General features: G+C 73.2%; 11 protein-coding genes. 4 read left to right on the top strand and 7 right to left on the bottom strand.

Features of this window, described 5'->3' with window-relative positions; genetic code table 11:
• Positions 1-139: 139 nt before the first annotated feature.
• Both AB0E05_RS33360 and AB0E05_RS33365 read right to left on the bottom strand, forming a co-directional pair.
• Entirely contained in the window at positions 140-589 is a 450-nt protein-coding gene (locus AB0E05_RS33360; protein WP_361970769.1) for an SRPBCC family protein, read from the bottom strand.
• A gap of 105 nt (positions 590-694) precedes the next feature.
• Complete coding sequence (locus AB0E05_RS33365; RefSeq protein WP_361970771.1) at positions 695-1,726, bottom strand: alpha/beta hydrolase; 1,032 nt, start codon at positions 1,724-1,726, stop codon at positions 695-697.
• Positions 1,727-1,941: 215 nt separating this feature from the next.
• On the opposite strand from AB0E05_RS33365, the gene AB0E05_RS33370 reads away from it, so the two are divergent.
• From AB0E05_RS33370 to AB0E05_RS33385, 4 genes are all read left to right on the top strand, one after another.
• A complete protein-coding gene (locus tag AB0E05_RS33370) occupies positions 1,942-2,544 on the top strand; it encodes an XRE family transcriptional regulator (protein WP_361970819.1) in 603 nt (200 codons plus the stop codon).
• Between the two features lie 118 nt (positions 2,545-2,662).
• Positions 2,663-3,166, top strand: a complete 504-nt coding sequence (locus AB0E05_RS33375; RefSeq protein ID WP_361970773.1) for a YfbM family protein — start codon at positions 2,663-2,665, stop codon at positions 3,164-3,166.
• A gap of 553 nt (positions 3,167-3,719) precedes the next feature.
• Entirely contained in the window at positions 3,720-4,127 is a 408-nt protein-coding gene (locus tag AB0E05_RS33380; protein WP_361970775.1) for a YciI family protein, read from the top strand.
• 8 nt (positions 4,128-4,135) lie between these two features.
• Entirely contained in the window at positions 4,136-5,281 is a 1,146-nt protein-coding gene (locus AB0E05_RS33385) for a DUF6596 domain-containing protein (protein WP_361970821.1), read from the top strand.
• Between the two features lie 19 nt (positions 5,282-5,300).
• Here AB0E05_RS33385 and AB0E05_RS33390 read toward each other — a convergent pair whose 3' ends face one another.
• Genes AB0E05_RS33390 through AB0E05_RS33410 form a run of 5 tightly spaced genes read right to left on the bottom strand, consistent with a single transcriptional unit; the run spans position 5,301 to position 14,473 of the window.
• On the bottom strand, positions 5,301-5,945 hold the full coding sequence (locus AB0E05_RS33390) for a dihydrofolate reductase family protein (RefSeq protein WP_361970777.1): 645 nt from the start codon (positions 5,943-5,945) through the stop codon (positions 5,301-5,303).
• 56 nt (positions 5,946-6,001) lie between these two features.
• Positions 6,002-6,502: a hypothetical protein gene (locus AB0E05_RS33395; protein ID WP_361970779.1), complete on the bottom strand. Its 501-nt coding sequence runs from the start codon at positions 6,500-6,502 to the stop codon at positions 6,002-6,004.
• Between the two features lie 44 nt (positions 6,503-6,546).
• The gene (locus AB0E05_RS33400) at positions 6,547-10,947 is read right to left on the bottom strand and encodes a hypothetical protein (RefSeq protein ID WP_361970781.1); all 4,401 of its coding nucleotides are present in this window, start codon (positions 10,945-10,947) and stop codon (positions 6,547-6,549) included.
• The gene (locus tag AB0E05_RS33405) at positions 10,944-13,226 is read right to left on the bottom strand and encodes a transglutaminaseTgpA domain-containing protein (protein ID WP_361970783.1); all 2,283 of its coding nucleotides are present in this window, start codon (positions 13,224-13,226) and stop codon (positions 10,944-10,946) included. The genes AB0E05_RS33400 and AB0E05_RS33405 overlap by 4 nt, the downstream gene beginning before the upstream one ends.
• A complete protein-coding gene (locus AB0E05_RS33410) occupies positions 13,226-14,473 on the bottom strand; it encodes a DUF58 domain-containing protein (protein WP_361970785.1) in 1,248 nt (415 codons plus the stop codon). The genes AB0E05_RS33405 and AB0E05_RS33410 overlap by 1 nt, the downstream gene beginning before the upstream one ends.
• Positions 14,474-14,490 lie beyond the last annotated feature (17 nt).

Genomic DNA, 14,490 nt, shown 5'->3' on the forward strand with positions numbered 1-14,490 from the left:
CGCCCGACGACGCCCTGCTCCTGCTCTCCACTTCCCTGCAAAGTTCATGCGCCAGAGCCAACCGCACCGAACATTGCAGCAGGATAAGCCCGCCGCATGCATCAAGTGCGCTACGAGCCAGAACAGATGGCGTGGGACGTCACGAAGCCGGCTTGCCCTCCTCGGCGTAACGGGCCAGACCTTCCGCCATGCCCTGCATGAACTTCTGGAGGTAGCGCGGCATGATCCAGCGCAGCAGCCAGCTCGTCTCGTACGTGCCGTGCCAGTGGATGACCGTGCCTCCGCTCGCTGTCGGTGTGAGCTCGATGCGCGCGCGATAGTTGCGCATCGTCGAGATGAACGCGTCTTCGTAGGCCAGGAGGCGTTGCTCGACCTTCTCGGTCAGCCGCTCCCCGGTCACGGTGCGCCCCGTCCGGAAGGCCCGGACTGCGCCGACGCCGTCGTCGCCGCCGGGGTCGAGGCCGACGGAGCGGGTGGTGTCCAGGCTGTCCACCTTGGACCACAGCGGCCAGCTCGCGGCGTCGACCAACAGCTTCCAGACGACTGCCGGCGGGGCGGAGGTGGTCACGGTGACGTCGTACGCGTGCATGGTCAAGAGCTCCTGTGAGTGGTGGTGGACGGCCTTCCGGCCAGGTGGATGTCGGTCTGGTGCGGGCCTGCGCCGAACGGCTTCCCCCATCGCCTGCGCGGATGGTCATCCATCAAGGAACCGCAGGAGTTCGGCGGTGACGAACTGAGGGTTCTCCTCGACGAGCCAGTGGCCGGCCTTCGGGACGTCCGTCGCCCGCACGACGTTGGTGATGCGCGGGGCCACTGTGCCCCGGATCGCGTCGAGCTGCCCTTGAGCGGTCATGAGCAGGGCCGGAGCACGTACGGGTGCTGCCGCGACTGTGTCGCGGACGTCCTTGTCGAGGGCGCGATAGAGCTCGAAGCCGCCCGCCAGGGCCTGGGGTCGGCTGTAGGTGCGTGCGTACTCGTTGACTTCGGTGGTGGTGAACGGAGACCGGGTGGCGGTCCCGCCGAACGCCGTGCCGCCGAAGGAGACCTGAGGGTAGAACAGTGCCAGGTACTCACGGACGTCGTCCCCCACGACCGTCTCGGGCACTCGCCGCTGGGAGTGGAAGGCGATGTGCCAGCTCAGTGTTCGGTAGGTGGGCGCGTCGATCGCGGGCCCCGGCAGCGGCAGGTCGAGGTAGCCGAGGCGGGCGGTGTCGGCGGGGAACTGGCTGGCGTACTGGAATGCCACCGCGGCGCCGAAGTCGTGCCCGACGACACGGGCGTCGCGGATCCCGAGCCGATCCGCGATCAGCTTGTGGACGTACCGCGCGAGCGTGGCCTTGTCGTAACCGGTCGGTGAGCCGGTGCTGTCGCCCAGCCCGGGCAGGTCGACGGCGTAGACGGTGTGGTGCTTGGCGAGTTCCGGCATGATCGGCCACCAGCCGTACCAGGTCTGCGGCCAACCGTGGACCAGCACGACCGGTGTGCCGCTGCCGCCGGTCACGTAGTGCATGCGGACGCCGTCGACGTCGGCGAACTCGTGCCGGAAGGTGTCCGTGAACCGGGGGTCGTTCTGGGTGGCTGCGGCGTGGGCGGGAACGTCGCCGTCTGCCGACGGTGTGGAACAGGCCGCGGTGGCGATCGTCAGCAGCAGGGCGAGCACGACGATCGCCACCGTGCGCGCGGATCGGTGGACGGGGCGCGGCAGCTGCTGGGGTGCTGTGATCATGTGTTCCCGTTCCGGAAAGGTGGCTCGGTGGCCGGTGATTTGCCGCCGAAGAGTTCGCGGAGGACGCTCACGTGGCATGGGTGTCGGCCGGATTCCTTGAACGTGTGGGTGAGGGTCCCAGCGGGTGCTGGGAGCGGTGCGGTCCGGCCGTGCGTCAGTCTTGCCAAGGCGCCATGGCGTGGCACGGATTCTTGCGGTTACGGCAAGATGGCCTGATGGATCGCAAGACGGACGACGACGTACTCGACGCGGTGGGGCCCCGCCTTCGTGCGCTGCGTCGTGACCGCGGCATCACCCTCGCCGAGCTGGCGGCGACGACCGGTGTCTCGGAGAGCACCCTGTCCCGGCTGGAGAGCGGGCTACGCCGGCCGAGCCTCGAACTGCTGCTCCCCCTGGCCCGTATCTACGACGTTCCGTTGGACGACCTCGTGGGTGCCCCACGCACGGGCGACCCGCGGATGCACCTCAAGCCGATCAAGCGGTTCGGGATGACGTTCGTCCCGCTGTCCCGGCGGCCGGGCGGGGTGCACGCGTTCAAGATGATCATTCCCGCACTGCCGAAACCGCTCGAACCGACCCCGCAGACCCACGAGGGCTTCGAATGGCTCTACGTGCTCAGCGGGCGTCTACGGCTGGTGATCGGCGAGCGTGATCTGACACTGCCGCCCGGTGAAGCAGCCGAGTTCGACACGTCCCTGCCTCACTGGCTGGGCAGTGCCGACGGCGGCGCGGTCGAGCTTCTCATCCTGTTCAGCGTGCAGGGGGTGCGTACGCACGTGCGTACCGAACCTCATCCATCGCCACCGGCCGGGAGCTGACGGCGCAGCGGACGCTGAGGACGAGGGGGCTCGACTGTCGCCGTGCGTCTTCCCGGCCGACCGGGCTTGATCGTCCGGAGCAGCGGGAGCTGTCAGTGGCAGCACCTACGATCCGCCCATGAGCATGATCGGACAGTACGCCCGCCTCGCCCCCGCGGAATGGGAGCGGGCGATCCAGGAACCCGACTGGGCCTGGGACTTCGTCGAGGAGCACTTGGCCGCGGATCCGGGCGACGGAACGCCCGTCGCCGGAGGCCGTCTGCACAGCACCGGGAAGATGTGGCACGCGCTGGAGTACCTGCTCAAGCTCCGCGGGGTCGAGGTGAACGTGGTGCACGGCGAGGAAGAGCTTCCCGGCGCGGACGACTGGGGGTACGGACCGCCTCGCACCATCAGCCCGGAGCAGGTGCAGGCCGCTGCCCGGGCCATGGGGGCGATCACCCCGGAGGGTCTCGTGGAGGGAGTCGCGCCAGCTGAGCTCGCGGATGCGGGGATCTATCCGTACTCCGGGTCCGACCCCGGGGAACGGCTGGACGACACGGCCATCGCCTACCAGGACCTCAGGGCGTTCTTCCAGACGACGGCCCGCCTTCGGCAGGGGCTACTCGTGTGGATCGCCTGACGGGCTGCCTGGGCTTTTGACCTGCGCCCCGCCGATGGGGGCTTGACCCCGTGGTTGATCCGTCTCCGAGCCTTCCCAGGGCATGCGCGCCGATGGGACCGCTCACCGGGCGCACAGCGCGTGGCCGATCAGTGTGCTCGCCGCGTTCTCCTGTTCCAGGACGTGCTCAAGGGTGTCGCCGCGAGCTTCGGACATGGAGACCGCGGCGCTTCGTCTGCCGTCCTCGGTGACTCCGTTGAGGGTGACGTGGCCGCCGTCTCCGCCCTCGTGGCTCCAGTAGGTTCCGCCGCAGCTCAGGGGGCGGGGGGATCCGGGCCAGCGCTGGGCAGGAGGCTCGCTCGTGCTCGTCGCTCCTCATCACGTGGCCCTTTGGGAGGTCGGTGGCGGTGTGGTCGACCGGGGCGTCCCCCGTGGCCGCTCGGTCGTCCCCCGGGCGGGCTCGTCCGCTCGGGTGAGGAAGGTGCGGGCGGTGATGTCGAGAATCCGTGCCTGGCTCCGTCCCCGTAGTGAAGGCGACCACAATGGGTCGCACCAGCGCTCAGGGAGAAACACGATGGCGAAGTACTTGCTGCTCAAGCACTACCGTGGCGCTCCGGCCTCGGTCAACGACGTGCCGATGGACCGGTGGACGCCCGCGGAGATCTCGGCCCACGTGCAGTACATGCAGGACTTCGCTGCACGGTTGGAGGAGACCGGCGAGTTCGTCGACAGCCAGGCACTCGCTCCTGAGGGGATGTTCGTCCGGTACGACGGGGAGGGCCGCCCGCCCGTCACCGACGGGCCGTTCGCCGAGACCAAGGACCTCATCGCCGGTTGGATGGTGATCGACGTCGACAGCAGCGAGCGCGCCGTCGAGCTGGCCGGAGAGCTGTCGGCGGCGCCCGGGGCGGGTGGGAGGCCCCTTCACGAGTGGCTGGAAGTACGCCCGTTCCTCGGCGCGGCGCCCTGCATCACCGAGTGACTCCGTCGATGGACGAGGCGCTGCTCAGAAGCCTCACGCCGGGCGTGCTCGGGATCCTCGTCCGCCGCGGAGCCGACTTCGCGGCGGCCGAGGACGCCGTACAGGACGCGCTGATGGAGGCCGTACGGACCTGGCCTGCCGACCCGCCGCGGGATGCGAAGGCGTGGCTGGTCACCGTGGCCTGGCGCAAGTTCCTCGACGCGCAGCGGGCGGACGCCGCCCGCCGCAGGCGTGAGGACCTCGTCGACGACGAGCCGCCGCCGGGGCTCGCGCCCGCGGTGGACGACACGTTGCAGCTCTACTTCCTGTGCGCCCATCCGTCGCTCACGCCGTCGTCCGCGGTCGCGCTGACGCTGCGCGCCGTCGGCGGGCTCACCACCCGGCAGATCGCCCGGGCGTACCTCGTGCCCGAGGCGACCGTGGCGCAGCGCATCAGCCGTGCGAAGCGCACCGTCACCCACGTCCGTTTGGACCAGCCCGGTGACGTCGCGACCGTGCTGCGGGTGCTGTACCTCGTCTTCAACGAGGGCTACACGGGCGACGTCGACCTCGCCGCGGAGGCGATCCGGCTGACCCGGCAGCTCGTGGCAGGGATCGACCACCCCGAGGTCGCGGGGCTGCTCGCGCTCATGCTGCTGCACCACGCCCGTCGCGCGGCTCGGACCGCGCCCGACGGCAGGCTGGTGCCGCTCGCCGAGCAGGACCGCGACCGTTGGGACACCGCTGCGATCGCCGAGGGCGTCGAAGTCCTTCAGGCGGCCCTCGCGCGCGACCGACTGGGTGAGTACCAGGCGCAGGCAGCCGTTGCCGCGCTCCACGCCGATGCGCCCACCGCGGAGGAGACCGACTGGGTGCAGATCGTTGAGTGGTACGACGAACTGGTGCGGCTGACCGACAGCCCGGTCGTCCGGTTGAACCGTGCCGTGGCCGTCGGCGAGGCGGACGGGCCGCGCGCCGGGCTGGCGGCCCTGGCATTGGTGGACCCGTCCGTCCCTCGTCACGCCGCGGTGGCCGCGTACCTCCACGAACGCGACGGCGACCTCCAGGCTGCGGCACGGCTGTACGCCGAGGCCGCCTGCCGGGCGCCCAACCTCGCCGAACGCGATCACCTCACCCGGCGGGCCGCCCGCATCAACACCCGCCAACGGGGTTGAGCTGGCGCCCGGGGGCCTTTCACTTGCGCCAGAACAGGTGGTGGGCCACGCCGCTTGAGCTGGGGACGACCTCCAGGTGGTAGCGGTCGAGCAGTTCTTCGGGGGACTCCCACAGCCGCAGTCCGGGCCCGAGCTTCACCGGCGCGACCGCCACGTGCAGGGTGTCGACGAGGTCGGCGTCAAGGAACTGACGGATGGTGGTGACGCCGCCGCCGAGCCGGACGTCCTTGCCCTGCGCCGCGTCGCGCGCCCGTTCAAGGACCGCGCTCGGGTCGCCGGAGACGAAGTGGAACGTGGTGTCGGAGAGTGTGAACGACGGCCGCTCGTGGTGGGTCATCACGAACACCGGGGTGTGGAACGGGGGCTCGTCGCCCCACCAGCCGCGCCACTCGTGGTCCTGCCAGGGCCCGCGCTGGGGGCCGAACTTGTTGCGGCCCATGATCTCGGCACCGATGTTGTGCGCGAAGTCGCGGGTGAAGTAGTCGTCGAGGCCCCGGGTGCCACCGGGCTCGGTGCGCCGGGGCCAGCTCGCGGTGGCACCGGCCCAGGCGAACAGCTTCTCGGGGTCGAGGTCGCCGAAGGGACGCTCAAGGCTCTGGTGCTCGCCGGCTCCGACACCGTCCGTCGAGACGTTGAAGTTCTGCACTCTCAGCAACTGGGGCACGTGCTCCTCCTCGGACGGTTCATCGTGACAGATAGGACTGCCCCAGTTGATCAAACTCATCGGTCGGTATCGCCATGACGTGACGGTTCCGTGTCGGACGAGTCGGGGTCGTCGGGTCGGTCGGAAGGGTCTGCCGGAGCGGAGGGCGGTGACGGTGGGGGCTCGGTCGGCGTCGGCGCATCGGGGCTACGGAAACCTTCGAGGGCGCGTGTCAGGTCCTCCACCACCGCTCGGGCCGCGCGCACGCCGTGGGTGTTGTCGGCTTCCACCGTGATCGTGTTGCGGCCGTTGGGTTCGTCGCTCTCCCAGGTCACGGTGAAGCGCCCGGTCCGTGAGCGGAGCCAGGACTCCAGGGCGACACCGAGGACCGCGACCGTGACGACGCCGAGTTCGATCGCCAGGCCGTAGAGGTCGGCTCCCAGCTCGCCCCGGGCGACGGGGCGCCGCAGTTCCTCGATGCGGCCCAGGTCGGGTTCGGCTTCCAGTCGGGAGCGAAGGTCCCGCCAGTCGTCGGGGGTGATGTCGTCCGGGGACGCCGTGGAGAAGATCAGGCGCACGGTGCTGTCGGCCTTTCCGTTGCAGGGGCGGGGGATGGGTTCGTCTAGTCGTCGCCGCAGAGCTGTTCGTTCGACGGACCGGCGACTTCCGGCAGGTCGGAGGCTGCCGGCGGGGTCTGGGTGCGCAGCCGGCTGCACAGGGCGGTGGCGAGGTGGTCGGGGGCGAGTGCGGAGACGAGGACGGTGCCGTCCGCCGCGGCGACGGCGAGGTCGGCCTTCGAGGTGAGGGCCAGGGCCGTGATGGCGCCCTCCCGGGCGGGGAGGGTGGTGATCGTGTGCCAGTCGCCGGTCGCGGTCCGGCGTGCGAGCCGGACGCTGCCGCGTGCGTCGCCGAGCGCCAGCAGGGATCCGTCGGGGGTGAGGGCCGCGGCGGTGACGGTCGTACCGGGTGCGGTGACGTCACGTTCCCGTCCTTCGGACTTGCGTACGTCCTCGGCGGCGTTGCTGGCTCCCACCAGCAGGGTGGTGTCGCCGCCCGTGACGAGCCGCTGCTGGTCCGCGGCCGGCTTCGGGGCCGCGGAGGCAAGAGGGACGGCTCGTGCCGCCGTCGTGGGCGTACCGGAAACGGCGCGCGGTGTGGGGTGGGTGAGATCCCACCACTTTCCGGCGTATGCGAGGGTGCCGTCGACAGAGAGGGCGACCGGTTCCGTGGGGAGGGGCGGGGCGGCTGCGACGTCCATGATGCGGCGTGGGTTCGTGGGACGGTCGGTGTCCCACAGCACGACCCTTCGCTCCGGCGTGGAGACCAGCAGCCGTGCTGCACCGGCCGCGGGAGCCGCCCGTACGCCGGGCAGGGTGGCCAGGGGGCGGGACGCTGCGCCGTCCTCCGCGTCCCACAGTTCCACGCCCTTGCCCCGGACGACCATCACGGTGCGCCCGTCGTGCAGGAACGCCAAGTCCGTCACGGGGCTGCCGGTGCCGCCACCCAGGTCGACGGGTTCGGCAGCGCCGGCCGCGGCACGGATCCGCACCGCGCCCTCGTGGGTTCCCACCGCGACGAGCGTGCCGTCGGGGGACAAGGCGCTCGCGACGGGACCCGGTACGGGCAGTTCCGTGCGGGCGGCCGGCTGGCGCAACGGCAACGCACTCCACAGGCCGCTCGTCACGCCGTCGGAGACGAACAGCGCCGGATGGCCCGGGGCGGATGGCGGGCCGAACAGCAGCAACTTCGGCGTTGAGCGCCACTCATGGACCGTCGTCAGGGTGGGCCGGGCCGGGACTCGGGCGTCCCACAGCGCGACTCGGCCATTGCCTTCGGACACGGCCAGGAACCGGCTGTCGCCGGAGAATTCCAGGAGCCCGGTGGTGGCGGTGGAGGTGAGCGGGTCCATCCGGAGGACGGTGGGGCTGTCGAGCTGCCAGCGGTCGACGGTGCCGTCCGCGCGCCGGGCCGCCAGTGCGGTGCCGTCGGGGGCGACGGCGGGCAGTCCGACGTACTTGCCGGTGGCGCCCGGCAGCGGGACGGCGGATCGGGTGCCCTGGCGCACCGTGGGCCGACGGTCGCGGTCCAGTCCGGCGAGGAGGGTGCCGCCCGCGACGTACGCGAGGCTCTCGCCGTCAAGGATGCGACGCTCGCCGGCGGGGGTGACGGGCAGGAGTTCGGTGGCCTCCTCGCTGGTGACGGCCACGGTGGAGCCGTCCTTGGACAGGCTGACCCTCCAGGTCTCCCCCGGGGAGGGGCGCACGGCGAGGACGTGGGCGGGCTGTCCCTCCACGGAGGTGGCATCCCAGACGTGTGCCTCGGCTCCGCCGGGGCCGGTGGTGAGCACCACGACGCGTCGGCCGTCTCCTGAGTGGGCCACGTCGAGCGGGGTGCGCCGGTCGCCGCGCGGGGTGAGGGTGCCGATGCCGCGACCGGTGACGGTGCTCCACAGGCGTACGCGGCCTCCGGTCACCAGGGCCACCAGCGGTTCCCGGGGTGCGAAGGACGCGGCCGTCACCGCGGGCAGGCGCGTCGCGGCCGTGGCTGCTTGGGGCAGGGGGTGCGGACCTCGGGACAGGGAGATCAGGGCCGACCACGCTTCGTCGCCGCCGCGGTGCCGTGCGGCGAGGGCCAGCCGGGCGGCGTGCGCCGGCTCCAGGTCCCGCAGGTCCATGGCGGCACGGGCCTGGTCGCGGGCCTGTCGGGTCTCCCGTTCGGCGGTGGCGTCGCGTTGGGCGCGCGTTCCCGTCGTGCCGAGGACGACCGCCGCGACGAGGCTGCCCGCGGTGGCGACGGCGAGCACCGGCCCCAGCCGCCCGCGCAGCCGGTGCCGACGCGCGCCGTGGCGCTCGCTGCGTACCGATGCGTCGAGGAACCGCGCCACGTCCTCCCCCACGTCGAGCCGTGGTCGGTCGCGGACGAGGTCCAGGGCTTCGGCCAGGGTGTGTCCCCGGTAGAGGTCGTCGGCGCGTTCGCCCGAGACCCGCCACGCCTCGGTCGCTGCACGCACCTGGCCGTGGCGCAGTCGCCAGTGGGGGTCGTCGGCGAGCCATCCGCGCATCAGGTGCCAGTCCCGCAGGAGGGTGTCGTGGGCTGGTTGGACGAGGTCGCCGGAGGGGACGAGCAGACCGGCGCGCAGGAAGCGGTCGACGAGGGCGTCGGCGGTGGCGCGGCGTTGGGGGTCGGGGCCGCAGAGTTCCCGTACCAGGGCGTGCCGGTCTACTGGTTGGCGGGTCGGCGGCACGCCTTCGAGGGGGCGGCCGGGGCGTACGGTGCGCAGCAGCAGGTGGCGGCTGAGGATGCGTTCGTCGGGGGTGAGGTCGGCGAAGACGGCGTCGGCGGTGGCGGTGAGGACGCCGACGATGCCGCCGGTGGCGCGGTAGCCGCGGACGGTGAGGGTGCCGTGTTCGCGCCGCTGCCAGGTGGCGGCGAGGGCTTGGGCGAGGTGGACCGTGGAGCCGAGTGCCCCCTGGGCAGGCCGGGGTGGTCCGGTGTCGGGGTCCGGGCCGTGCCAGCCGTTGCGGTCGTGACCGAGGTCGGCGAGGACGAGTTCGAGCAGGCCGTCCTCGACCCGGAGGTTCTCCTGGTGGGCGGGGTCGAGCACGGCGGCGCGGATGCCTGCGGCGTCCAGCGGTGGCACCACGGTCTGCTGGTGCGACAGGGCACGGGTGAGTTCGGGGCGTTCGGCGCACTGGGCGTAGTACAGGGCGCTGACGCACAGCAGTACGCGGAGTGTGGTGCGGGGGCCGGTGGTCGAGCCGGACACGGGGCCGGGGGCCGCGGCCGGGCCGGCGAGGGTCGTCAGCGCGCGGAGGAAGGCGGTGCGTTCGGCTTCGTCGTCACAGAGGGTGAAGACCTCTTCGAACTGGTCGACGCAGATCAGGACGGCCGTCCCGGGGCGGTGCAGGGCGCGGGCGACCCGGGTGGGAGCAGTGGTCAGCTGGCGTTGGAGAGCGGGGCCGTCCGCGCCGGTGAGCGGTGCAAGGGCGTTAGCGAGGACGCGCAGAGGGCGCCCGGTAGGGGTCACCAGCACCGTCGTCCAGGTCCGGGCGGGGCGTTCGGCGTCCGGTGAGCTTCGGCGCAGCGCGGGCAGGAGACCGGCGCGCAGCAGGGAGGACTTGCCGACGCCGGAGACGCCGAGCAGCATCAGCGGCAGGTCCGGGTGCGGAGGTCTGGTCACGGTGTGCAGCAGGTCGTCGACGAGGCCCTGGCGTCCGTGGAACCAGCGGTGGTTGGTCTCGTCGAAGGCGGCGAGTCCGGGGTAGGGGCACGTTCCGCTGTCCCGGTTCGCACGGACTTCCCGCGGGGTGACGGTGGGGGCGGTGTTGCGGGCGAGGGGAAAGCTCGCGCTGGTGGAGTCCAGCCGGGCCCGGGGGCTCATGCCCCGGCCGGTCAGGGCGTGCTGCACGTCTTCCAGGGTGAGCAGGTGCGGCGCTCCGGTCACTCCGTCGTTCAGCAGGTCGATCAGGGCGCCGGAGAAGGTGGTGTGGGCTCGACCGGGTGGGGCGAGGGCGGCCTGATCACGGGCGGCGGCGGGCAGCAGGTAGTGGTGGCGCAGGCCGGTGACGGGCTCGTCGGCGGCGCGTTCGGCGTGGCAGCAGTCGAGGACGGCGACGAGTCGATCGGGGCGGTGGGGCCGGATGACGTCGAGGAGGTCGGCAAAGGAGACGGTGGTGAAGCGCAGTTCGTCCTGAGCCCCGGTGGTGGACCGGGTGCAGAGGCGCAGTTCGTTGCGGGGGCCGACGAGACCGTGGCCGACGTAGTGGAGGAACAGGGTGTCGGTGGTGGCCCGTGCCGCTCGGGCGACGGCGCGGGCGAGGGCTGCCGGGTCGGTCGGGTCGACCACGACGTCCAGGCGTTCCGGGTGCAGACCGCAGTGGGTCAGCAGCGCCTCCCGCAGGTCGGCGAGGGTGCGGTGCACCGCGTCGACGGGCGGCAGTTCGTCGGGGTCGGCGGTGCCGGCGGTGCCGATGAGCAGCGCCCGTGATCCGGGGGTGGCGAGGCCGGGCAGGGCGTCGTTCATCGGTGTGTCCCCTCCCCCGTCCTCGCGGCGCGGGCGGGGAGTCGGTCGGAGGCTGCTTTCGGTCGTCTGGCGTTACGGGGCAGGACCAGGCGGAGTAGTACGGCTCTGGCCCGCGTCCGTCCGGGCAGCAGTTGCGCGCGGATCGACTCCTGGTACAGCCAGGCCAGTTCGGCGTCGGTTGCGTCCAAGGCACCGGGCCCCGGTGGCGTACCGGTGCCTGCGGGGGCGGGTTCGCAGTAGCGGGCGCGGGAGGCGAGCAGGGCGAGTGCGACGGCGGCGGGTTCGGTGGCGGGGTTGCGGTGCGCTGCCATGGTCCGCGCCGATTCCACGTAGGTGTCGCTGCGTGCGGGTGGGGCGGCTCCGCTGTACCGGTAGTCCTCGACGGCTTCGTGCCAGGCGGCGAGGACTCTGGTGGTGGGGGCCGGCGACCGGCGGCCCCGGCGCTGTCGCAGCGCGGGCCCGACGAGGACGGTGGCCGTCCGCACGGCTGTGGCGAGCGCCAGGAGGCCGATGAGGGACCACAGGGCGACGTTCAGCCAGGGGACGGCGGTCTTCGGGGCGTGCGGGGTGGTGCCGCTCGCTTGGCTCTGCTGTGTCTCGCCGGTCGTCGGGGTCTGGCCGGAGGGCGTCGGGCTGGGGGCGTCGGGCCGGGCTGCGGCCGAGGGCGGCGGGTGGTCGGTGTCCTGCACGGTGGTGGGCGGCGCCGGGTCGAAGGGCACCCAGCCGGCACCGGCGAGGGCGGCCTCGGCCCACACGCGGGCGTCGCCCGCGACGATCGTGCTCCGCTGGCCGCCGGTGTCGAAGCCGATGACGATGCGGCTGGGTACGCCGTGCAGACGTGCGGCGAGGGCGAAGGCGGCGGCGAAGTCGACGGCCGTGCCCCGGCGTTGTTCCAGGAAGCGGGCGAGCGCACCGGTCGACTGGGCGTAGGGCGCGCCCCGCAGCCGTACGTAGCCGTCGTCGCGCAGCGCGTTGCGCAGGGCGGTCAGCCGGCCGTACGGGGAGGGGGCGGCGCTGCGGGTGCGGTCGGCCAACTCGGTCAGGGCAGCGGGGACGGTGACGGGAGTCTGCCGTGCCTGTTCCAGATGGCTCCCGCCGCTGGCCGGGGCCTGCCGCGCCAGGGTCGCGGGCGCAGGGGGCTCCGCCCGTACGGCACTGACGCGGTAGCGGGTCTGTTCGCCGGGGGCGAGGGCGGCGTGCTCGTGCCGGTTGTAGGCGGTCCCGGTTGGGGCCGCGAGGTCGAACGCCCGTTCAGGGAGCGGCAGCAAGGGTCCAGTGAGTCCGGTGAGTTCCACCTGGAGGCGCAGCGGATCGCTCGGGGGTGTCGGGGTGTCGTCGTCGGGTGGGGGCAGGGGGCCGGCGACCGTGGTGAAGGGGCCGTAGGGCGACCATTGCAGCCCGTCGTAGGCGCTGAGGGTGGCCCAGCGCCAGCGACCGGGCGGTGCGGCCGAGGCCCGGAACAGCTCCTGGCGGGGGTGGCGTTCCCAGTCCGCGAGTCGGGCCATGGGGTGGCCCGCGGTGAGCGTGCGGGTGCGGGAGGCCCGGTGGTCACGCGGGTCGTACGGGGCGCTGCCGGGCTGCCACAGGTTGACGACGGCGACGAAGGCGACGGCGCCCACCGGGACGGTCCACGCCACCGCGTGCAGCCGGCGCCGTACTGCGGTGCGGCGCGCGGCGGCCCCTGGCGCCCGTGCGGGTCCCGGCGCGAGGAGCACGGTCGCGGCCGCGACGAGCACGAGGGCCTGTGGCACCAGCGTGCCCCTGCCGGGGAGGCAGGCCGCGACCGCGCACACGAAGGCGGCGGGCCCCGGGAGCGCCCCGGCGATGCCCGGTGTCCTGAGGACCAGCTCGGCCCCTGCGGCCGACGCCAGCCAGGTGAGGGTGAAGGGCACGGTCGTCAGGACGGGGTCAGCCTCGGTGGGCACGGGGGTGTCCAGGAGCGTGCCCCATCCTTGGGCCGCCGCGTCGAGGGCGTCGGACACGGCAGTCGGCACCCCGGCCGGGGACGTCGCGCCGTGGACGGTGACGGCGGCGGCCGGTAGCCACAGGACGGCTGACAGCGGCAGGGTCACTTCCAGCGGTCGCAGCCGTCGTCGGACGAGGAGGAGCAGCAGGACCGGCAGCAGTGCTGCGATCGTGACGGGCACCAGCAGCGTCCGGAGTCCGACGGCCTGGTGGAAGACGAAGCCGCAGGAGGCTGCCGCCGCGAACACGGCGAGCAGTCGCACGTACGGCACCGGGACGGCGTGGGACGGCGCGGCTCGACGCGGCCCGGTCATCAGCGCCCGCTCCGGAGGTTCCCGCTCCGGATCGTCGTGTGGGTGCGCGCGGCCACGCTCCACAGCAGCAGCGCGCGGGCGGCGTCCGCGGCGTGCCGGTGGCGGACCGGTTCTCCGCCCTCGAACCCCGTGCCGTCCCGTCGATCCGTGGTGTGGCCCGACGTCCCGTCAGAGCCGCCAGGGCCGTCCGGGGCCGTGGGGCCGAGGTGGATCACGACGGCGCGTCCGTGGCCCGGAGGCCGGCCGGGCAGAGGGAGCGCGGAGTCCGCGTCCCCCGTCAGGACGGTCAGCAGGCCGCGGGCGGCGATCGGCGCCATGGGCGAGGCAGGCGGAGTGCGCGGGTCCCGCTCGTCGAGAGGGACCCGCAGCAGGAAGTCGACCACCCGGGCCGCGGCCGGCCGTCCTGCGGGGCAGTGCAGGTCGGCGCCGGCGGAGGTCCACAGGCGTACGGACTCCCCGCCGTGGACGGCGTCCACGGCGAGCGACGCCGCCGTGTCGACCGCTTCCTCGAACGCCTCGGCCGACCGGTAGGCGCCGGGGCGGGCGTCCAGCCAGAGGTAGCGGCTGGGGGTGTCCAGGGCGGTGTCCTGACGCACCAGGAGCGTGCCGGTCCGTGCGCTGCTCGCCCAGTGCACCCGTCGGACGTCGTCACCTGGCCGGTACTCCCGCAGGGCGTACGGCTCGACCTCGGTACCGTCCGGTGCGGACAGCGCGCAGGCGCGTCCGTCGGGGGCCGGGGCGCGGCGGACGTCACGCAGGGGCACGGGCAGGACGCGGGGCAGCACCAGCACGGTCAGCGGAGTGTCGAGGACCGTGGTGGTACGGGCCAGCGCCAGGGGGTCGACGCGGCGCACCGTCACGGGGTCGATGCGCAAGGGACCGTGGCGGGTGGTGGGAAGCGGGTAGCCGGCTTCCGCCGGGCCGGGCGTCGGCTCGGCGGGCACGGCCGTGCGGCCGAACGCGGGCGAGGCCAGGCCCACTTCCGGGGCGGGCAGCCAGCGCGGCCCGGCGGGCAGTGCGAGCAGGAGGCGCAGGGGCTCGCCGCGTTCGACCACTGCGTGTTCCACACGCACCCGCACCGCTCGTCGGCGACCCGTCGAAGCGGCCACCAGGGTCCCGAGCGCCGTCAGGACGGCGAGCAGGCCGCAGGCCGCCAGCGCCGCGAGCACCGGGGTCGCCAGGGTGTGTGCGGCGGCGCCCAGGGCGAGGGAGCAGAGCAGCAGCGCCGTTCCGCGGGTCGTGGGCACGGGGAGCGACCGGAGCC

Source organism: Streptomyces sp. NPDC048057, assembly GCF_040653095.1.
Taxonomy (GTDB): Bacteria; Actinomycetota; Actinomycetes; order Streptomycetales; family Streptomycetaceae; genus Streptomyces.